Annotated in this window: 19 protein-coding genes; 7 read left to right on the forward strand and 12 right to left on the reverse strand. The window is 65.0% G+C overall.

Going from position 1 to position 17,700, the window contains the following annotated elements:
- The first annotated feature begins 5 nt into the window (after nt 1-5).
- Complete coding sequence (locus ACZ1JC_RS18805) at nt 6-506, forward strand: CcdC protein domain-containing protein (protein ID WP_465135430.1); 501 nt, start codon at nt 6-8, stop codon at nt 504-506.
- Nucleotides 507-563: 57 nt separating this feature from the next.
- Here ACZ1JC_RS18805 and ACZ1JC_RS18810 read toward each other — a convergent pair whose 3' ends face one another.
- From ACZ1JC_RS18810 to ACZ1JC_RS18820, 3 genes are all read right to left on the reverse strand, one after another.
- Entirely contained in the window at nt 564-692 is a 129-nt protein-coding gene (locus ACZ1JC_RS18810; protein ID WP_465135429.1) for a hypothetical protein, read from the reverse strand.
- A gap of 123 nt (nt 693-815) precedes the next feature.
- A complete protein-coding gene (locus ACZ1JC_RS18815) occupies nt 816-950 on the reverse strand; it encodes an entericidin A/B family lipoprotein (protein WP_465135428.1) in 135 nt (44 codons plus the stop codon).
- Between the two features lie 86 nt (nt 951-1,036).
- A complete protein-coding gene (locus ACZ1JC_RS18820) occupies nt 1,037-2,017 on the reverse strand; it encodes a DMT family transporter (protein ID WP_465135427.1) in 981 nt (326 codons plus the stop codon).
- Between the two features lie 44 nt (nt 2,018-2,061).
- On the opposite strand from ACZ1JC_RS18820, the gene ACZ1JC_RS18825 reads away from it, so the two are divergent.
- Entirely contained in the window at nt 2,062-2,268 is a 207-nt protein-coding gene (locus ACZ1JC_RS18825) for a hypothetical protein (RefSeq protein WP_465135426.1), read from the forward strand.
- Between the two features lie 13 nt (nt 2,269-2,281).
- Here ACZ1JC_RS18825 and ACZ1JC_RS18830 read toward each other — a convergent pair whose 3' ends face one another.
- Nucleotides 2,282-3,184, reverse strand: a complete 903-nt coding sequence (locus ACZ1JC_RS18830; RefSeq protein WP_465135425.1) for a LysR family transcriptional regulator ArgP — start codon at nt 3,182-3,184, stop codon at nt 2,282-2,284.
- 169 nt (nt 3,185-3,353) lie between these two features.
- Between ACZ1JC_RS18830 and ACZ1JC_RS18835 the strand changes: the two genes are divergently transcribed.
- Together ACZ1JC_RS18835 and ACZ1JC_RS18840 are read left to right on the forward strand one after the other, a co-directional pair.
- A complete protein-coding gene (locus tag ACZ1JC_RS18835) occupies nt 3,354-3,974 on the forward strand; it encodes a LysE/ArgO family amino acid transporter (protein WP_465135424.1) in 621 nt (206 codons plus the stop codon).
- A 310-nt stretch (nt 3,975-4,284) separates the two neighbouring features.
- Nucleotides 4,285-4,731 (forward strand): hypothetical protein, encoded by a 447-nt coding sequence (locus tag ACZ1JC_RS18840; protein WP_465135423.1) that lies wholly within the window; start codon nt 4,285-4,287, stop codon nt 4,729-4,731.
- Nucleotides 4,732-4,734: 3 nt separating this feature from the next.
- Here ACZ1JC_RS18840 and ACZ1JC_RS18845 read toward each other — a convergent pair whose 3' ends face one another.
- The 7 genes from ACZ1JC_RS18845 to ACZ1JC_RS18875 all read right to left on the reverse strand — a co-directional run bounded on the left by ACZ1JC_RS18845 (nt 4,735) and on the right by ACZ1JC_RS18875 (nt 12,983).
- A complete protein-coding gene (locus ACZ1JC_RS18845; RefSeq protein ID WP_465138545.1) occupies nt 4,735-6,264 on the reverse strand; it encodes a CpaF family protein in 1,530 nt (509 codons plus the stop codon).
- 150 nt (nt 6,265-6,414) lie between these two features.
- Nucleotides 6,415-7,941 carry a hypothetical protein gene (locus ACZ1JC_RS18850; RefSeq protein WP_465135422.1) on the reverse strand — a complete coding sequence of 509 codons (1,527 nt, stop codon included), beginning with the start codon at nt 7,939-7,941 and terminating at the stop codon, nt 6,415-6,417.
- A 189-nt stretch (nt 7,942-8,130) separates the two neighbouring features.
- A complete protein-coding gene (locus tag ACZ1JC_RS18855) occupies nt 8,131-8,388 on the reverse strand; it encodes an ATP synthase F1 subunit epsilon (protein WP_465135421.1) in 258 nt (85 codons plus the stop codon).
- A 6-nt stretch (nt 8,389-8,394) separates the two neighbouring features.
- Nucleotides 8,395-9,852 (reverse strand): F0F1 ATP synthase subunit beta, encoded by a 1,458-nt coding sequence (gene atpD, locus ACZ1JC_RS18860; protein ID WP_465135420.1) that lies wholly within the window; start codon nt 9,850-9,852, stop codon nt 8,395-8,397.
- Nucleotides 9,853-9,911: 59 nt separating this feature from the next.
- On the reverse strand, nt 9,912-10,784 hold the full coding sequence (locus tag ACZ1JC_RS18865; protein ID WP_465135419.1) for a F0F1 ATP synthase subunit gamma: 873 nt from the start codon (nt 10,782-10,784) through the stop codon (nt 9,912-9,914).
- Between the two features lie 101 nt (nt 10,785-10,885).
- Nucleotides 10,886-12,415, reverse strand: a complete 1,530-nt coding sequence (gene atpA / locus ACZ1JC_RS18870) for a F0F1 ATP synthase subunit alpha (RefSeq protein ID WP_465135418.1) — start codon at nt 12,413-12,415, stop codon at nt 10,886-10,888.
- Nucleotides 12,416-12,428: 13 nt separating this feature from the next.
- Nucleotides 12,429-12,983 (reverse strand): F0F1 ATP synthase subunit delta, encoded by a 555-nt coding sequence (locus ACZ1JC_RS18875; RefSeq protein WP_465135417.1) that lies wholly within the window; start codon nt 12,981-12,983, stop codon nt 12,429-12,431.
- A 180-nt stretch (nt 12,984-13,163) separates the two neighbouring features.
- Here ACZ1JC_RS18875 and ACZ1JC_RS18880 point away from each other — a divergent pair, with 180 nt between their 5' ends.
- Together ACZ1JC_RS18880 and ada are read left to right on the forward strand one after the other, a co-directional pair.
- Nucleotides 13,164-13,691 (forward strand): DUF1203 domain-containing protein, encoded by a 528-nt coding sequence (locus ACZ1JC_RS18880; protein ID WP_465148389.1) that lies wholly within the window; start codon nt 13,164-13,166, stop codon nt 13,689-13,691.
- A gap of 8 nt (nt 13,692-13,699) precedes the next feature.
- Nucleotides 13,700-14,767 (forward strand): bifunctional DNA-binding transcriptional regulator/O6-methylguanine-DNA methyltransferase Ada, encoded by a 1,068-nt coding sequence (gene ada / locus ACZ1JC_RS18885; RefSeq protein ID WP_465138544.1) that lies wholly within the window; start codon nt 13,700-13,702, stop codon nt 14,765-14,767.
- Here ada and ACZ1JC_RS18890 read toward each other — a convergent pair.
- Nucleotides 14,752-16,917, reverse strand: coding sequence for a primosomal protein N' (locus ACZ1JC_RS18890; RefSeq protein WP_465135415.1), 2,166 nt, complete (start codon nt 16,915-16,917; stop codon nt 14,752-14,754). The two genes, ada and ACZ1JC_RS18890, sit on opposite strands and share 16 nt — an antisense overlap.
- A 42-nt stretch (nt 16,918-16,959) precedes the next feature.
- On the opposite strand from ACZ1JC_RS18890, the gene ACZ1JC_RS18895 reads away from it, so the two are divergent.
- Entirely contained in the window at nt 16,960-17,700 is a 741-nt protein-coding gene (locus tag ACZ1JC_RS18895) for a DUF4197 domain-containing protein (protein WP_465138543.1), read from the forward strand.

The raw sequence follows: 17,700 nt of genomic DNA on the forward strand, positions 1-17,700 counted from the left end.
ACGGTATGGCGGCATGGTTGCCGCTGGCGATTTTCGGCGCGGTAATGCTCTGGCGTTTCCGCAATCTGGAAAAAGCCCGCCCGCTCCGGCTCCCCCTCCTCTGGATCATGCCGCTGATCGTGGCGGCACTGATCTGCCTTGCGCTCAGCGCGATGATGCCGTCGCCGCTGGGCTGGGCCAGCCTTGCCGCCGGCTTCGTGGTCGGCGGCGCCATCGGCATGCAGCGTTCGCGCCTGATGCGGCTACATGTAGAGGGTGAGGGCGACGATGCCCGCGTCATGGTGCGTCAGTCGCCATTGGCGCTGGTGCTGATTCTGGGCGTGTTCCTGATCCGCCGCCTGATCCTGCCGAGTGGCATGACCGTGGGTGCGGGCCATCCCGCCGCAACCGCCATGCTGGTGACCGATGCGATGCTCGGCTTCGCTCTGGGTGTGGTTCTAGTGAGCCGCTTCGTGCTCTGGCAGCGCGCCCGCGCCATGGTTGCGGCGCATATTACCGACAGCTGAAAAGCCTGTTCGCGAAGGGGCTGGGGCCTGCCGGGCAAACCCGACAGGCCATGACCCTCACGTCGCGCGGTCGACCGAGTTCGCCGCGGATTCGAGGTCCTGTCCCACACCGCGAACGGTGTTGCAGGCAGCCGCGCCAAGCACGAGGCCCGCGCCCACGGCAACCAGGACAAGTTTCCTGATCATCTCTTCGCCATCCTTCTGATCCGGCGCCCCGATTGGTGCCGGATCGCTGACCGCTAGGCGATCAGGGCTGACAGCGAAAGAGGGAAGAGCAAGCGCTTTGGCGCTCGGCCTGTGCGGTTCGGCTTACTTGTTGATGGCGTCCTCACCGGCCTGACCGACCGATTGCACATCCTTCCCCGCACCCTTGACCGTATTGCAGGCCGATGCCGAGACCACGATGCCGCCAACCACAAGGGCGAGTACGAGTTTCTTGACCATTTCCGGGTTCCTTTCGTGCGACCACCGTCATGCAAAACCGGTATCCGCACAAGGCAACGCCCGATCCGGGCGCCGGTTCCCTGCGATCAGCGAGAGGGTCTTTCGTCCGCAATCTCTTCCGTTGCACCCTCATCCAGCGCGGAGGTGGGAGAGATGCGCTTGGCCAGATAGTGTTCGCGCCAGGTGATGATCAGGCCGGCGGCGATGATCAGCGGCGCGCCAAGCCAGATCGAGGCGGGCGGCAGCGCGCCGAACACCGTGCGCTCGTAAAGCGTGGCCCAGATCAGTGCGCTGTAATCCATCACCACCACCGTCGCCACCGCGCCGAACCGCAGCGCCGCCGTGACCAGCAATTGCGCCAGCGTTCCCGCCAGTCCCACGGCCACCAGGAGCAGCCAGACGTGCGGTTCGTGCGACTGGCCATAGAATGGCAACAGCACGCTGGCGAAGACCGCGCCGAAGAACGAGAACCAGAACACGCAGGTGATCGGCTGCTCCGTGCGGCCAAGGTCGCGGATCTGGAAACTGACGATGGCGACGATCACCCCCGCGCCAAGCCCGGCGGCTAGGCCCGCCAGCGGAATGTCCTGCTGGCCGGGCCGGGTAATCAGCAAGACGCCCAGAAAGCCCAGGATCACGGCGGTCCAACGCCACGGCCCGACTTGATCGCGCATGACGATTGCGGTGATCAGCACCGCGAACAGCGGCGCGGTGAAGCCCAGCGTCGTTCCCACCGGCAAGGGCAACAGCATGGCGGCGGTGACGTTGCAGACAAGCCCGACCGTGCCCGTGGTCGCCCGCATCGCATGGCTGCGCAGGCGCGTGGTCCGCAGCAGACCCAGCCGACCCGTCGCCAGCAGCCAGCCGCCCATCAGCGGCACGGCCATGGCCTGCCGCCAGAACACCATTTCCGGCGCGGAAACGCCTTCGCGTCCGGCAAGGCGGATCAGCATGAACATGGTGGAGAGCATGACCATCGCCATAAGGCGCAGGCCGATGGCCAGCATCGGCCGGTCTGTGCGCCGGGATGATGCGGCCGGAGAGGACGGTTGGGTGGAAGCGTTCACGCGTCGGGCTTTATCTTCCCGTCGCGAGGAGGCAAGGGCGGCAGATGACCGATTCCGACCTCATCATGGCCGTCGCCGGCGGCATCTGCGTTTTTCTGGCGGCAGTGGCCTGGATCGGTGACCGCCGCCGCATGAAACGCACGGATCTCGATCGTGTGGGCTTCATGCCGTGGACGGGGGTATTCTTCATCGCGCTAATGGGGGCAGTGCTGCTGCTGGGCATTTCCGCAAAGGACTGGTTCGCCGGGTAGCAATCGCCCCGTCTCACGCCGCGCGTTGAACCAGCGCCGCCCCGGCCACCTTGCGCACCGCATCGGTCAGCGATCGCAGCGAACCGGCCTGAAGGCGCGTGACCGTCCAGTAGAGCCGTACCTCCAGCGGCGCGCGCGGGGGCAATTCAAGCAGAGTACCAGCCGCAATGTGGGGCAGGGCCAGCGGCTCCGGATGGAGGCCCCACGCCAGCCCTTTCGCGGTGAAATCGAGGAAGCCCTGGGTGGAAGGCACCCAGTGTGTCGGCGCCGACAGCTTCACCCCGTGAAAGTCCAAGGCCCAGCGCGTCTGCACGGCATCGCGCCGGTCGAAACGCAGGCAGGGCGCTTTCGCAAGGCTGCGCTGATCGACGCCGTCGGCAAAATAGCGGGCGATGAATTCGGGCGAGGCGCAGGCGCGATAGCGCAGCGATCCCAGTTCGATCGTGCTGCAGCCCTGAATCGGTTCGGGGTCTGAAGTGATGATGGCGGAGACTTCGCCCGAACGCAGCCGGTCCGCCGTGTGGGCCTCGTCATCGACGATCAGGTCCAGCAGCGTGCCGGTGTCCTGCACGAATTGCGCGGCGGCTTCGGGAAACCAGGTGGCCAGACTGTCCGAATTGACCGCGATCTTCAGGATCAGCGGCGCTTCGCCTTTGCCGAACTGCGGTTTCAGATGCGGCGCCAGATCGGCCTCCAGCAGGCGCACCTGATCGAAATGCGCGCAGAGCGCACGACCGACCTCGGTGGCATCGCAAGGCTGCGCGCGCACGATCAGGACCGTGCCCAGCCGCTCCTCCAGCCCGCGCACGCGCTGCGATACGGCGGAAGGCGTGATGCCCAGCAGATCGGCCGCCCGCTCGAAGGAGCCTTCGCGAACCACGGCGGAAACCGCCGCCAGGGCAGGATAGTCCAGCATGATGAAGCCATGCTTCACCAGCGTTAGGCGATCAAGTTTTATTCATCACCGCGCTTGCGATAAATGGCTTGGCCATGAACGTGCTTTTGCTCCCCTGCTGCCTGACGCTCGCCGTGGTCTGCGGCCAGCTTCTCTCGCTCTGGATCGGTCTGAAGACGGGACCGTATCGATGATCGGTGCCGCCTATCCGTTCTTCTCCGGCTTCGCCCTGATGGCGGCGCTGATCGTGGCGATCGGCGCGCAGAACCTGTTCGTGTTGCGGCAGGGGCTCCGCCGTGAACATGTCGGGCCAGTGGTGCTGTTCTGCGCCGGTGCCGACGTGACCTTGATCGCAGCAGGCGTGGCCGGGGTTGGTGCCGTGCTGGCGGCTCTGCCGGGGCTGGCCACGGTGCTGACCGTTGGCGGTGCTGCGTTTCTGGGCTGGTACGGGATACAGGCGCTGCGGCGGATGGCGGTGCCGGCCACGGTGGATATCGCGGACGGGCAGGGCATCTCTCTGGGCCGCGCATTGGCCGCGACGGCGGGCTTCACCTTCCTCAACCCCCACGTCTATCTTGATACCCTGCTGCTGATGGGCGCGGCCGGTTCGGCGCAGCCACCCGCGCTGCGACCGTTCTTCGTGGCCGGCGCGGCGACTGCCAGCTTCGCGTGGTTCGCCGCGCTCGGCTACGGCGCGCGCCTGCTGATCCCGCTGTTCGCACGCCCGGCGGCGTGGCGGGTGCTGGATGCGGTGGTGGGCGTGACGATGCTGATGCTGGCGGCTTCGCTTGTCTTGCGGGCGCTGGGGTAGAGGGAGCGCGTGGCCGGTCGTCGTCGTCACGCTGCAGTCGCCGCTGCCCTGCAACTCCCCACCTTCGTCATTGCGAGCGTAGCGAAGCAATCCAGAGGCAGTCTTGCGCCGCACTGGATTGCTTCGTCGGCTTTGCCTCCTCGCAATGACGAAGTTGGGGTGGCAGACTGAGAGAGGCATTGGGGTCGGTCGTGCCCGATCCTGTCGCTTTCCTACACCCGGCAAATCTGTCCTAACCTTGCGGATGAAACGCCGCTCGCCCCGCCGCAAACCCCGCCACGTTCGGGTTCCCGCATTCGCGCCTGTCCCCATGCGCACCCGCGCCGATGGTTGGACGCCGGAGCGCCAAGCCGCATTCCTTGGCGCACTGGCGGAAACCGGATCGGTCGTCGCCGCCGCGCGGCGCGTGGGGATGGCGCGAGAGACCGCCTATCGCCTGCGCCGCAAACCGGACGCGGGCAGCTTTGCCGCAGCGTGGGGCAGGATCGTAGGCTCGCAAGGTGACAGGTCCGCACAAGGTGACAGATCGCGAAAACGGAAGGTCACAGCCGGGGAGCGGGCGCAGCGCGCGCTGTTCGGCTTGCTCAAGGTGCGGATGTATCGTGGCAGGCACGTCGCGACCGAGCGAAAGGCGGACAATTCCGCGCTTCTGGCCTATCTCGCGCAACTGGACAGGCAAGGAAAGCCGGACCGCAAGGCGAAGACAAGGTTACACCGTTTCGCACCCGGTTTGGTGTCAACCGGGTGCGCTTGGTGAGGTTTACAGGCAGGCTTCGAGGAAGGCCTGGTCGAATCCGAACTGGCGGGCCTTTTCCAGCGTGTAGGGGCGCAGGCCCGATGGGCGGAATTCGCCGATGATCTTGCCGTCGTCGGTCTCGTCCAGATACTCGAACTTGAACAGTTCCTGGGTGACGATCACGTCGCCTTCCATGCCGATCACTTCGGTGATGTTGGTGGTGCGGCGCGAACCGTCGCGCAGGCGCTTCACCTGCACGATGATGTCCACCGACTCCGCGATCTGGCGGCTGATGGCTTCCTTGGGGATCTTGATGTCGCCCATCAGGATCATGTTCTCCATACGGCCAAGGCACTCGCGCGGGCTGTTGGCGTGGAGCGTACACATGGAGCCGTCGTGGCCGGTGTTCATGGCGGCGAGCAGGTCGAAACACTCGGCGCCGCGGATTTCGCCCAGGATGATGCGGTCAGGACGCATACGCAGGGCGTTCTTGACGAGGTCGCCGATGGTGATCGCGCCTTGGCCTTCAAGGTTCGGCGGGCGGGTTTCCAGCGGCAGCCAGTGCGGCTGCTGCAGGCGGAGTTCGGCGGCGTCTTCGATGGTCAGCACGCGCTCGCCCGGATCGATCATCTTGGACAGGGCATTGAGCATCGTGGTCTTGCCCGAACCGGTACCGCCGGAGATGACGATGTTCATGCGGCAGGCGCCGGCGATCTTGAGCGCGGTGGCCATCTTCTCGCTCATCGAACCGAAGTCCTTGAGCATGTCGATGGTGATCGGCTTCTCGGAGAACTTACGGATGGAGATGGCGGTGCCGCGCAGCGACAGCGGCGGCACGATCACGTTGACGCGGCTGCCGTCCTTCAGGCGGGCGTCCGCCAGCGGCGTGGTCTGGTCGACGCGGCGGCCGACCTGGTTGACGATGCGCTGGGCGATCTGGAACAGGTGCTGTTCGTCGCGGAACTTGGTGGGGGCCAGCTGCAGCTTGCCCTTCTTTTCGATGTAGGTCTGGTTCGGGCCGTTGACCATGATGTCCGACACGTCGGGATCGTTCAGCAGCTCTTCTAGCGGGCCGAAGCCCAGCAGCTCGTCGATCAGCACCTTCTCCAGCGCGAACTGTTCGCGGCGGTTGAAGGTGATCTTCAGCTCGGCCAGCACCTCGATGATGATCGGGCGGAATTCTTCGGAAAGCTCGTCCTTGGTCAGCGTAGCCGCCGCTTCGGGATCGACGCGTTCCAGCAGGCGGGGGAGGACCTGTTCCTTGATCTTGTGGATCGACGCTTCGAAGCTGCTCTGCTCCGATTCGCCGGAGTGGACCGAGTTGGCGCGATCGGACAGGCGCGACATAGCATCGTCGCGCGAATTCTGCGGGCCGGATGCCGGTGCATCCATGCCGGGCACGGGCGGAAACTGGTCGCCGCCGGGCATGGCGCCGCCGCCGGGAAGGGAGGGGGTTTCTCCAACGCCGCTCTTCAGCGGCTTGGCCACGCCGAACGCGGGACGCGCGCCCTGGCCCATCCCTCCCATGCCGTTACGTCGCCCGAATGCCGTCATGCTCAAACAAACCTTTCCAGCGCTCCGATTGCGCGGACCAAGCCGGCAACCTGTGCGAATATGCAGAGGATTAAGGTTGAAACTTTGATAACTTCCTAATGCGAACCGGCATTCGGACGTCATGGGCGCGGTTTGGAGCGCAGCGCGGCCTCACTTGCCGCCGCAATGGGTCCAGACGATTTGCGGCTGCGGGCCATTGTGGTCGTAGAGCATCATGCGCCGGGATTGGCGGCAGGTTCGCAGGTATTCCCGAACTTGGGCAACATTGTCCATGTTGAGGGGCGAAACCTCCAGAGGTGCTTGCTCGACGACGCTTGCGGGACGTAGCGACAGGATGCGTTTCAGTTCCAGAACTTCATTGCGGCCGCTCGTCCCGCGCTCGTCCCAGGAATAGAAATGGGCGGGGAAGGTCAGCGCCGAAAACGGCGGCGTCCCCATGATATGATAGAGATAACTCGGCATTCCCCATACCAGCAGCGAATGGTCGGGCGTCTGCGCTTTGAGATAGGAGACCAGTTGATCTTCTGCCTGACGTGCGTGCAATCGCGTTGGCAGGTTCAAGGTGTGCCCAAAGATCAACGCGATGACCACGATTGCACCGAACGCCGTCGTTCCTATGTTCCCGCGCGCGAAAAAGCCAGCCGACAGGACGCAGAGCGGGGCGATCAGCGGCAAGGCGTAGTGCGGGAAAATGTTGGGATAGAGCAGCATCGCCGCGATCGCCACGATTGCCCAGAGCCCCACAAATATCAGCTTGTCGGCATGGGCAGCTTGTCGGCGCAGCTCGGAAAAACCCATAGCCGCGCAGGTGAGGGGCAGTGCCAGCATCGCCGCGAGAAGGACGACGCGTTCGCTGCGTTGCGCGCCCCCCATGTATTGGCGACCGAAATTGGAGAGCACCAGAGCCTGCCACAGGTCCGCGAAATGTCCCGTAATCGCGTAGTAGGTCATGGTCAGCAGCGTTGGCGCCAGGCCTATGAAGGCCAGCAAGGCAAGCGCACGGAGCTTGCTGGCCAACGACACGCCCGATCTGGCGACAAGCCAGCAGACATAGCCGCCAAAGAACAGGCACTCGAACACGGCGTTCAGTTTGAAGGTTATGGCCAATCCGGCGCAAAACATGCCGAGCACGATACGCGCATCGATGCGGCCTTCGCGCAGAAGGTCGGTTCGGGTCACTATCGACCATGCCCCGACGATCAGGAGGGGGTTGTAGAACACTTGCGCCTGCGCGGCCGCGCCGCCGAATTGCAGGATCAGCATCAGATACGTGATGCCCGCCAGCATCGCCGCCGCCGGCGGAGCGACCAGCCGCGTCAGCCGATTGACGCCATAGGCCCCCAAGGCGGCGAACAGCGTTGCTGCGACATGAAAGCATACGACCGAGGGCCAGATCGCGGAAAGCGCGGCAAACGTGAGGAAGGTGGCGGGGCCTTTGCGATCCCAGATGTCGACGTAAAGCGTGGCGCCGTCGAGCAATCGGTGACCCACCAGGAAATAGAACTGCTCGTCGATGTCGAAGTTCCAGTCACCCCAGACGGAACAGCGGCTGGCGATAGCGACCGCCAAGAGCATGAAGAACTGGGCCAACCTGCTTCGGTGCAGGACAGCGATTGCGTCGTCGCACCTGGCGCGCAAAAGCGGTTCATGACGCAACTGTCCGGCAGTTGCCTCCATAGTGCTCGTCACCCGGTGTCCCTTTGCTCGCCTTAGCCGATGGCTATCGCATAAGCAACTAGTGGTTGATAAACCGCAAATTGACCAGCGCGGCGAACCGTCGTTGCGGTGCCTGAGCATGGCGCGACAACAAAAAGGGGCGCTCTCGGCATGCGAGAGCGCCCCTTTTTTGTTGCTCAAGGGAAGAAATCAGCCCTCGACGTGCTCTGCGAGCACGGTCAGGCCCTTTTCGCCCACTTCGGCGAAGCCGCCGGTGATGCGGATTTCCTCGGCCGGGCCGCCGTCGGTCTTGTAGACCTTGAGCGCGCCGTCAGCGACGGTCGACATGAAGGGCGCGTGGCCCTCCAGCACGCCGAACTCGCCTTCGGTGCCGGGGACGACCACCATGTGGACGCTTTCCGAGCGGACGAGCTTCGCCGGCGTGACGAGTTCGAAGTGCAGTGCCATGGTCGATTACGCCTCTTCGGCCAGCTTCTTGGCCTTGGCGACCACTTCCTCGATGCCGCCGACCATGTAGAAGGCTGCTTCCGGAAGGTGATCGTATTCGCCTTCGACGACGGCCTTGAACGACTTCACGGTGTCTTCCAGCTGGACGAACTTGCCCGAGATGCCGGTGAAGACTTCCGCAACGTGGAACGGCTGCGACAGGAACTTCTGGATCTTGCGGGCGCGGGCGACGGTGAGCTTATCTTCTTCCGAAAGCTCGTCCATGCCCAGGATCGCGATGATGTCCTGAAGCGACTTGTACTTCTGCAGGGTTTCCTGAACCTTGCGGGCGGTCTCGTAGTGCTCGGCGCCGACGACGCGGGGCTCAAGCACGCGCGAGGTCGAGTCGAGCGGGTCGACGGCCGGGTAGATACCCAGTTCCGAAATGGCGCGGTTCAGCGTGGTCGTTGCGTCCAAGTGGGCGAACGAGGCGGCTGGCGCCGGGTCGGTAAGGTCGTCCGCGGGGACGTAGATCGCCTGGACCGAGGTGATCGAACCCTTGGTGGTCGAGGTGATGCGTTCCTGCAGCGCGCCCATGTCGGTGGCGAGGGTCGGCTGATAGCCCACGGCCGAAGGAATACGGCCGAGCAGAGCCGACACTTCCGCGCCCGCCTGGGTGAAGCGGAAGATGTTGTCGACGAAGAACAGAACGTCCTGGCCTTCCTGGTCGCGGAAGTACTCGGCCATGGTCAGGCCCGAGAGAGCGACGCGAGCGCGGGCGCCCGGCGGTTCGTTCATCTGGCCGAATACGAGAGCAACCTTCGAACCGTCCGAGGTCGCGTTGCCTTCGGCGTCCTTGGCGATAACGCCGGCGTCGAGGAACTCGTGGTAGAGGTCGTTACCTTCACGGGTGCGTTCACCGACGCCCGCGAAGACCGAGACGCCGCCGTGGCCCTTGGCGATGTTGTTGATCAGTTCCTGAATGAGAACCGTCTTGCCCACGCCGGCGCCGCCGAACAGGCCGATCTTGCCGCCCTTTGCATAGGGGGCGAGAAGGTCGATGACCTTGATGCCGGTGACCAGGATCGCCGCTTCGGTCGACTGGTCGACGAATTCGGGAGCCTTGGCGTGGATCGGGGCGAACATGTCCGAACCGACGGGACCACGCTCGTCGATCGGGTCGCCGACGACGTTCATGATGCGGCCGAGGGTCTTCGGGCCGACGGGGACCGAGATCTGCTTGCCGGTGTTGGCAACGGGCTGCCCACGGGTCAGGCCATCGGTGCCGTCCATGGCGATGGTGCGGACGGTGTTCTCACCAAGGTGCTGCGCGACTTCGAGAACCAGCTTCTGGCCGTTGTTCTCGGTTTCGAGCGCGGTGAGGATCGCCGGCAGTTCGCCTTCGAAGGTGACGTCGACGACGGCGCCGATGATCTGGCTGATCTTGCCAGTGGCGGTCAGGTTTAGCACGGGTGCGGTGGCCATTTTGGTTTCCTTGCCTGCGGTGACTTACAGCGCTTCCGCGCCGGCTGTTTCAGGTGATGCTACAGCGCTTCCGCGCCAGCAATGATTTCAACGAGTTCAGTAGTGATCGCGGCCTGGCGGCTGCGGTTGTACTGGATGGTCAGCTTTTTGATCAGGTCGCCCGCGTTGCGCGTCGCGTTGTCCATGGCGGTCATCGACGCACCCTGTTCGGACGCGGCGTTTTCCAGCAGGGCACCGAAGATCTGCGTGCGCAGATAGCGCGGCAGCAGCGCGGCGAGGATTTCTTCCTCTTCCGGCTCGTATTCGGTCACGGCATCGCCGGTAACGACCGCCTTGGGGGCGGGCACCGGGATGATCTGCTGATCGGTCGGTTCCTGAAGCAGCGCCGAGCGGAACTTCGAATAGAACAGGTGCGCCACATCGAACTTGCCGGCCTCATACATGGCGACGAGTTCATCGGCGACGCGTTCGGCTTCGTTGAAGCCGGGATCGCGCACATCGGTGGTGTCGAACATGTGCGCGATCTGCTTCGGGAATTCGCGGCGCAGCGGCGCGCGACCCTTGCGGCCCACGAGGTAGAACAGGACGGTCTTGCCCTGTGCTTCCAGTTCCTTCGCCTTCAGGCGCGCGGCCTTGACGATGTTCGAATTGAACGCGCCGCACAGACCCTTGTCCGAGTTCGCGACGACGAGCAGGTGCACCTTGTCGCTGCCGGTGCCGGCGAGCAGCTTGGGGCTGTTCTCGCTGACCGTGATCTTGCTGGCGAGCGAACCCATCACCTCGGCGAGACGCGCGGCGTAGGGGCGCGCGGACTCCGCGGCGGCCTGCGCCTTGCGCAGCTTGGCCGCGGCGACCATCTGCTTGGCCTTGGTGATCTTCTGGGTCGACTTGACCGAGTTGATGCGGCCTTTGAGTTCCTTGAGCGAAGCCACTCAATTTTCTCCATTCGTCCATCCCAGCGAAAGCTGGGACCGTTGGCAACCAAGCAAAGCCTGGCCGAGAGCGACCCCGGCTTTCGCCGGGGTGACGCAAATTAGGCGAACTGCTTGGCGAACGCGTCGAGCGCAGCCTTGGTCTTCGCCTTGGCTTCGTCACCGAAGTCCTTGGTCGAGCGGATCAGCGCGAGGACGTCGGCGTGCTTCTCGTGCATGAAGTCGAGCATTTCGGCTTCGTACTCGGTGACCTTCGAAACCGGCAGGGCGTCGAGGTAGCCGTTGGTGCCGGCGAAGATCGACACGGTCTGCTCTTCGAACGACAGCGGCGAGAACTGCTTCTGCTTGAGCAGCTCGGTCAGGCGCGCACCGCGGTTGAGGAGCTTCTGGGTCGAGGCGTCGAGGTCCGAACCGAACTGGGCGAATGCCGCCATTTCGCGGTACTGCGCCAGCTCCAGCTTGATCGAGCCGGCAACCTTCTTCATCGCCTTCGTCTGGGCCGAACCGCCGACGCGCGACACCGACAGGCCGACGTTGATGGCCGGACGGATGCCCTGGTAGAACAGGCCGGTTTCAAGGAAGATCTGGCCGTCGGTGATCGAGATCACGTTGGTCGGAATGTAGGCCGAGACGTCGCCGGCCTGCGTTTCGATGATCGGAAGCGCGGTGAGCGAGCCGTTGCCGTTCTCGTCGTTCATCTTCGCAGCGCGCTCAAGCAGGCGGCTGTGGAGATAGAACACGTCGCCCGGGTAAGCTTCGCGGCCCGGCGGGCGGCGCAGCAGCAGCGACATCTGACGGTAGGCGACGGCCTGCTTCGAAAGGTCGTCGTACACGATCACGGCGTGCATCGCGTTGTCGCGGAAGAATTCGCCCATCGCGGCGCCGGTGTAGGGCGCGAGGTACTGCAGCGGAGCCGGTTCCGAAGCGGTTGCGGCGATGACGATGGAGTATTCCATCGCGCCGTTTTCTTCGAGCTGGCGAACGATCTGCGCAACGGTCGAGCGCTTCTGGCCGACGGCGACGTAGATGCAGTAGAGCTTCTTGGACTCGTCGTCGCCCTTGTTCGCTTCCTTCTGGTTGATGAAGGTGTCGATGGCGACGGCGGTCTTGCCGGTCTGGCGGTCACCGATGATCAGCTCGCGCTGGCCACGGCCGACGGGGACGAGGGCGTCGATCGCCTTCAGGCCGGTCTGCACGGGTTCGTGCACCGACTTGCGCGGGATGATGCCGGGAGCCTTGGCTTCGACGCGGGCGCGCTTTTCAGCGACGATCGGGCCCTTGCCGTCGATCGGGTTGCCAAGGGCGTCCACCACGCGGCCGAGCAGGCCCTTGCCGACGGGAACGTCGACGATGGTGTTGGTGCGCTTGACGCTGTCGCCTTCCTTGATCTCGGCGTCCGAGCCGAAGATCACGACGCCGACGTTGTCGGCTTCGAGGTTGAGGGCCATGCCCTGCACACCGTTGGAGAATTCGACCATTTCGCCGGCCTGGACCTTGTCGAGGCCGTGGATGCGGGCGATGCCGTCACCCACCGAGAGCACGGAACCGACTTCCGAAACCTGGGCTTCGGTGCCGAAATTGGCGATCTGGTCCTTGATGACCTTCGAGATTTCTGCGGCGCGGATGTCCATTGTGGTGCCTTTCTTAGCCCTTCATGGCCTGGGCGAGCGAATTGAGACGGGTGCGGATCGAGCTGTCGATGCGCTTGGAGCCGATGGTGACGACCAGGCCGCCGAGCAGATCGGCGTCGACATTGGTCTTCACGCTGATCTTGCGGCCTTCGCGCAGTTCCAGCTTCTGGCGCAGCTCTTCGACCTGAGCGTCGCTGAGCGGGTGCGCCGTGGTGACTTCGGCAGTCGCCTCGCCGCGCTGGGCGGCGGCGATCGCGATGAAGGCACGAATGATCTCGGGCAGCGCGGAAAGGCGGCGATTGGCCGCCAGCACGCCGACGAAGTTCTTCGTCAGGGCGGAGAGGCCGAGCACGTCGGCAACAGCCTCCATGGCCGCACCGGCCGCCTTGCGGCTGATTTCGGGGTTGCGAATCAGGTCGGCGAGGTCGCCGTTTTCCTTGATCGCAGCGCCGATACGGTCGAGGTCGCCCTCGACGTTCGTTACGACGCCGTTCTCGCTGGCAAGGTCAAACAGCGCCGAAGCGTAGCGCCCTTGCAAGCTGGCTTTGATGCCGCCGGAATTCTCCACGCGTGTCCTATCCTTACATCGGGTGGGCTGAGGCACTTGGGTACACGACTTTGCCGTGCCCCCCGGCCCGCAGACGGGGCGCGCATAGCGACGATAGTGTTACTATGCAAGGTGCGGGAGGACGCCTGGGGACAATGCCCAAAAAAGCGGTTTGAAAGCAAGGTGCGGGAAGCGAGGGCGGTGCAGGTGCTGCAGAACTTCGGGCGAAGCGTGGCAGGAGTGTGGCAGTGTCTTTTCGAATCGTTGGCCTGGATGCGGGTCGTTTCGCCCACTATTTCTTTCATGAGTGACGCGGAACTGAGGCGTTCCGGCGCCCGGTTGCTTGTCGCCGATGCGCATCCCGGCTTTCCCTGCAGGGTCAGCCTGGAGGATGCGCGGGCGGGAGAGCGGGTTCTGCTCGTCAACTTTACCAGTCACGACGTGGCCAATCCCTATCGAACCGCACATGCGATATATGTTCGCGAGAGCGCGTCGCAGGTCGAGCCCTTGGTCGATCGGCTGCCGCCGGTGTTCACTGGACGGACGATGTCGCTGCGTGGATTCGATGATGAGGGCATGATGGTCCGCGCGGTGCTTGCGGGGCCCGATGAGGTAGAGGCAGGCATCGCCGCGCTCTTTGCCGAGCCGCGCGTCGCTTGCATTCACGCGCACAATGCCGCCTATGGCTGCTTCGCGGCCCGGATCGAGAGAGAGGGAGACGCGCTGTGAATATGAATATGACTCTGATGAGTGCGCATATGGACCATAGCCCCGTCGACGACGATCGCGCCTGGCAGGCGGTGCTTGCGCGGGACAAGTCCTTCGATGGGCGCTTCGTCACCGGGGTGCTCTCGACCGGGATCTATTGCCGCCCGTCCTGTTCGGCGCGCCATCCCAAGCGGGAGAACGTCCGCTTCTTTGCTGAGGCTGGCGAGGCGGAGCACGCCGGCCTGCGCGCCTGCTTGCGCTGCAGGCCCAACGAAGTCTCCCGCGACGAAGAGGCCGTGACGCGCGCGCTGGCGATGCTGGACGAAGTGGCCGATGTCGCGCCGGGGCTTTCCGAATTGGCGGAGGCGGTCGGCTACAGCCCCACGCATTTCCAGCGCGTGTTCAAGCGGGCGGTCGGGCTTTCACCCGCCGAATATGCCCGCGCCCGGCGTTTCGACCGCGCCGGGGAGGCGCTGAGCGGCGGTGCAAGTGTGACCGAGGCCATCTACGAAGCCGGTTTCGGTGCCGCCTCGCGCTTCTATGAGGGCAGCGATGGGCGGATGGGCATGGTGCCTTCGGCCTGGCGTGGCGGCGGGGCAGGGGTGGCGATCCACTGGTCCGTGGTGCCGACCACGCTGGGGCCGATGCTGGTCGCCGCCACCGACAAGGGCGTGTGCCGCCTGTCGTTCGGTGAGGGGCGCGAGGAACTGGCCGAGCGCTTCCCCAAGGCCGAGCTGGTCGAAGGCGGGGAGGATTTCGCCCGGATCGCAAGGGATGTCGTTGCCGAGGTCGAGCAACCCGGCCAATCGCGGGCGATCCCTCTCGACGTGCAGGGCACCGCGTTCCAGCAGGCGGTCTGGCGTGAGTTGCAGCGCATTCCGGCCGGGGAGACCCGCACTTACGCGCAGATCGCCGCCGCCGTCGGCAAGCCCGGCGCCGTTCGCGCTGCCGGATCTGCCAATGGCGCCAACAATGTCGCCGTGCTGATCCCATGTCACCGGGTGATCCGCTCCGACGGATCGATCGGCGGCTATGCCTATGGCGAGAAGATCAAACGCGAACTGCTGCGGCGGGAGAGCGCTCAGACGAAGCTGTAGGGGTCCACATCGATATGCACGCGCACGCCGCGCGGGAACTGGAGCGGTTCCAGCCACTCGCGCAGCACCCTCTGAAGTTCGGCCGAGCGCTTTGCATTGATTAATAAGCGAAAACGATGGCGCCCCCGCAGCAGCGACAGCGGTGCGGGGGCAGGGCCCAGCACCAGCATGTCCGGCAGGTTGGGCGCGGTGCCGCCGATGGCGCGGGCGGCGGCTTTCGCTTCGGCCTGATCTTCCGAGGATACGATGATCGCGGCCCAGCGCCCAAAGGGTGGCGCGTTGGCGTCGCGCCGGGCCTCGATTTCGGCGGCGTAGAAGGCGTCGCGATCACCGGCGGCCAGCGCGGCGATCACCGAGGCTTCGGGGTGGCGCGTCTGGATCAGCACTTCGCCCGGCTTCTCGCCGCGGCCCGCGCGTCCGGCAACCTGCGCGACCTGTTGGTAGGTCCGTTCCGCCGCGCGCAAGTCTCCGCCTTCAAGGCCCAGATCGGCATCGACCACGCCTACCAGCGTCAGTTCGGGGAAGTGATAGCCCTTGGTGACGAGCTGGGTGCCGACGATCACGTCGATCGCCTTGTTCTCCGCCTTGGCGACGAACTCGTTCATCGCCTCTGCCGTGTTCATCGTGTCCGACGTAACCAGCGCCACGCGCGCTTCGGGCAGGATTTCCGCGACTTCGTCGGCAATACGCTCCACGCCGGGGCCGCAGGCGACAAGGCAGTCGCCGGTGCCACATTCGGGGCACGCCTCGGGCACCGGCACTTCGTGGCCGCAGTGATGGCAGGCAAGGCGCTTGGAAAAGCGGTGCTCCACCAGCCAGGCCGTGCAGTTCGGGCATTGGAAGCGGTAGCCACAGTGGCGGCATAGCGTTAGCGGTGCGTAGCCCCGGCGGTTGAGGAACAGCAGCGACTGTTCGCCGCGGGCAAGGCGGGCCTTCATTTCCTCGACAAGGCGCGGGGCGAGCCATTTGCCGCGCTCCGGGGCTTCCTTGCGCAAGTCGACGATCTGGATATCGGGCAATTGCGCGCCGCCGAAGCGGGCGGGCAGGTCGATCTTCCGGTAGACCCCGGCCTCGGCCAGTTGCATCGTTTCCAGCGCCGGGGTCGCGCTGGCCAGGATGACCGGAAATGCCTCGAACTTGGCGCGCATTACCGCCACGTCGCGGGCATTGTAGCGCACGCCGTCGTCCTGCTTGAACGAGATTTCGTGCGCCTCGTCCACCACGATCAGGCCCAGATTCGCATAAGGCAGGAACAGCGCCGAGCGGGCACCTACGATGACCTGAGCGTCCCCTAGAACGATAGAGCGCCACGCACGCCGCCGCTCGCTGGACTTGAGCGAGGAGTGCCAGAGGATCGGCGGCACCCCGAAGCGATGTTCGAAGCGGCGCAGGAAGTTTTCGGTGAGCGCGATCTCCGGCAGCAGCACCAGCACTTGCCGATTGAGGCGCAGCGCTTCGGCCACGGCTTCGAAGTAGGTTTCGGTCTTGCCCGATCCGGTCACGCCGTCGAGCAGGAAGGGCGCGAACTTGTGCGTCTGCACCGCTTCCACGAATACGTCGGCCGCCGCCTGCTGGCCTTCCGACAGTTGCGGTTCCGCGAACTTGGGATTGGCGCGCGGATAGGGCCGGTCGAGATCGACCACCACCGGCTCCAGCAGTCCCGCCCCGACCATGCCGCGCAGCACGCCTTCGGAGACCGAGGCCAGCTCCGCCAGTTCCTTGATCGAGGCCTGCTCACCCTGCAAGGCATCCAGTGCGGCCGCGCGCTGCGGGGTGAGGCGGGCCGGTTCCTCGCCGGTCAGCCGGTACTCGGTGGTCGTCCCGCCGCCGCGCAGCGCCGCCATCGATCCCAGCGACATCCGCGCCACCGAAGCGAGCGAGGCGCAGTAATAGTCCGCCGTCCACTCGATCAATCGGCGCAGACGTTCGGGGATAGGGGGCACCGGCAGCACTTCCAGAATCGGTCTGAGTTTGCTTTCAGGCACTTCCTGCGCGCTCAGGCGTTCTGCTTCCCACACGATCCCCAGAACCTGACGGGGGCCGAGCGGCGCGATCACCACGGATCCGTATTCGACCTGCTTACCCTCGGGCACGCGGTAGTCGAGCACGCCCAGCGCGGCATTGAAGACAAGGATTCGAATGCGTTTCATCTGAAATGCATATAGGCATCGAGGTAAGGGCACGTGAAGGAGATGATGATGGTGAATTGGGGATCGCCTGAATCCGTCGGGCAGCAGGACGACTATATGATGGCCCGCCGCACGGTTCTGGGCGGGCTGGTGGCCGTGGGGGCGCTGGTGCTTTCCGGCTGTGCCACAAGCGGGATCGGCAGTGCGCTGACGGGCGGCAGCGCCAGCGATGCGGAGCCGGTGCGCCGCCTGATGCGCTTCTCCTCCGAACGCGCCTTCACCTGGCTGGTGCAGCCCGATGGCTTCTGGACCAGCCCGGTCGCGCGCATTCCGCTGCCGGTGCTGTTCACGCGCACGGGCAAGACCAGCTCCGCCAGCCTGCGCGATCCCAAGTTCAAGCTGGAGCTTCAGCACCAGCTAAACACCATTGCCGGCAAGAGCGCGGGCGCGGCGGCACCCCTGGTGGCGCAGGCGACCAAGCAGGTCCCCATTCCCGATCCCGCCGGCGTGCTGCGCGGCGGCCGCACGGAAGCGACGACGCTGCTCCGCAAGTCGATGGGCCCGGCGCTGGTCAATGCGATGATGCCGCAGATCGAAGCGGCCATGCAGCAGACCACCGATCCCACGCTGTCCAAGGCGATCGCCTCGCTGAACGGCGTAACCGTTACCGATGCCGCGCATGCGCTGGCGCTCGAAGCAGACAATTCAATCTGGTACGAGATCGGCTCGGCAGAGGCGTCGATCCGGCAGGATCCGTCGCAGACCAACGATCCCTTGCTGATGGGCGTCTTCAAGGCCGCCTGA

Source organism: Sphingomonas sp. BL-S-28, from assembly GCF_055521515.1.

Bases quoted from the DNA above. Each gene is read 5' to 3' on its own strand.
- ACZ1JC_RS18805 (WP_465135430.1), top strand. From the start codon at position 6: ATGGCGGCATGGTTGCCGCTGGCGATTTTCGGCGCGGTAATGCTCTGG.
- ACZ1JC_RS18810 (WP_465135429.1), bottom strand. From the start codon at position 692: ATGATCAGGAAACTTGTCCTGGTTGCCGTGGGCGCGGGCCTCGTGCTT.
- ACZ1JC_RS18815 (WP_465135428.1), bottom strand. From the start codon at position 950: ATGGTCAAGAAACTCGTACTCGCCCTTGTGGTTGGCGGCATCGTGGTC.
- ACZ1JC_RS18825 (WP_465135426.1), top strand. From the start codon at position 2,062: ATGACCGATTCCGACCTCATCATGGCCGTCGCCGGCGGCATCTGCGTT.
- ACZ1JC_RS18830 (WP_465135425.1), bottom strand. From the start codon at position 3,184: ATGCTGGACTATCCTGCCCTGGCGGCGGTTTCCGCCGTGGTTCGCGAA.
- ACZ1JC_RS18835 (WP_465135424.1), top strand. From the start codon at position 3,354: ATGATCGGTGCCGCCTATCCGTTCTTCTCCGGCTTCGCCCTGATGGCG.
- ACZ1JC_RS18840 (WP_465135423.1), top strand. From the start codon at position 4,285: ATGCGCACCCGCGCCGATGGTTGGACGCCGGAGCGCCAAGCCGCATTC.
- ACZ1JC_RS18845 (WP_465138545.1), bottom strand. From the start codon at position 6,264: ATGACGGCATTCGGGCGACGTAACGGCATGGGAGGGATGGGCCAGGGC.
- ACZ1JC_RS18850 (WP_465135422.1), bottom strand. From the start codon at position 7,941: ATGGAGGCAACTGCCGGACAGTTGCGTCATGAACCGCTTTTGCGCGCC.
- ACZ1JC_RS18855 (WP_465135421.1), bottom strand. From the start codon at position 8,388: ATGGCACTGCACTTCGAACTCGTCACGCCGGCGAAGCTCGTCCGCTCG.
- atpD (WP_465135420.1), bottom strand. From the start codon at position 9,852: ATGGCCACCGCACCCGTGCTAAACCTGACCGCCACTGGCAAGATCAGC.
- atpA (WP_465135418.1), bottom strand. From the start codon at position 12,415: ATGGACATCCGCGCCGCAGAAATCTCGAAGGTCATCAAGGACCAGATC.
- ada (WP_465138544.1), top strand. From the start codon at position 13,700: ATGACTCTGATGAGTGCGCATATGGACCATAGCCCCGTCGACGACGAT.
- ACZ1JC_RS18890 (WP_465135415.1), bottom strand. From the start codon at position 16,917: ATGAAACGCATTCGAATCCTTGTCTTCAATGCCGCGCTGGGCGTGCTC.
- ACZ1JC_RS18895 (WP_465138543.1), top strand. From the start codon at position 16,960: ATGATGATGGTGAATTGGGGATCGCCTGAATCCGTCGGGCAGCAGGAC.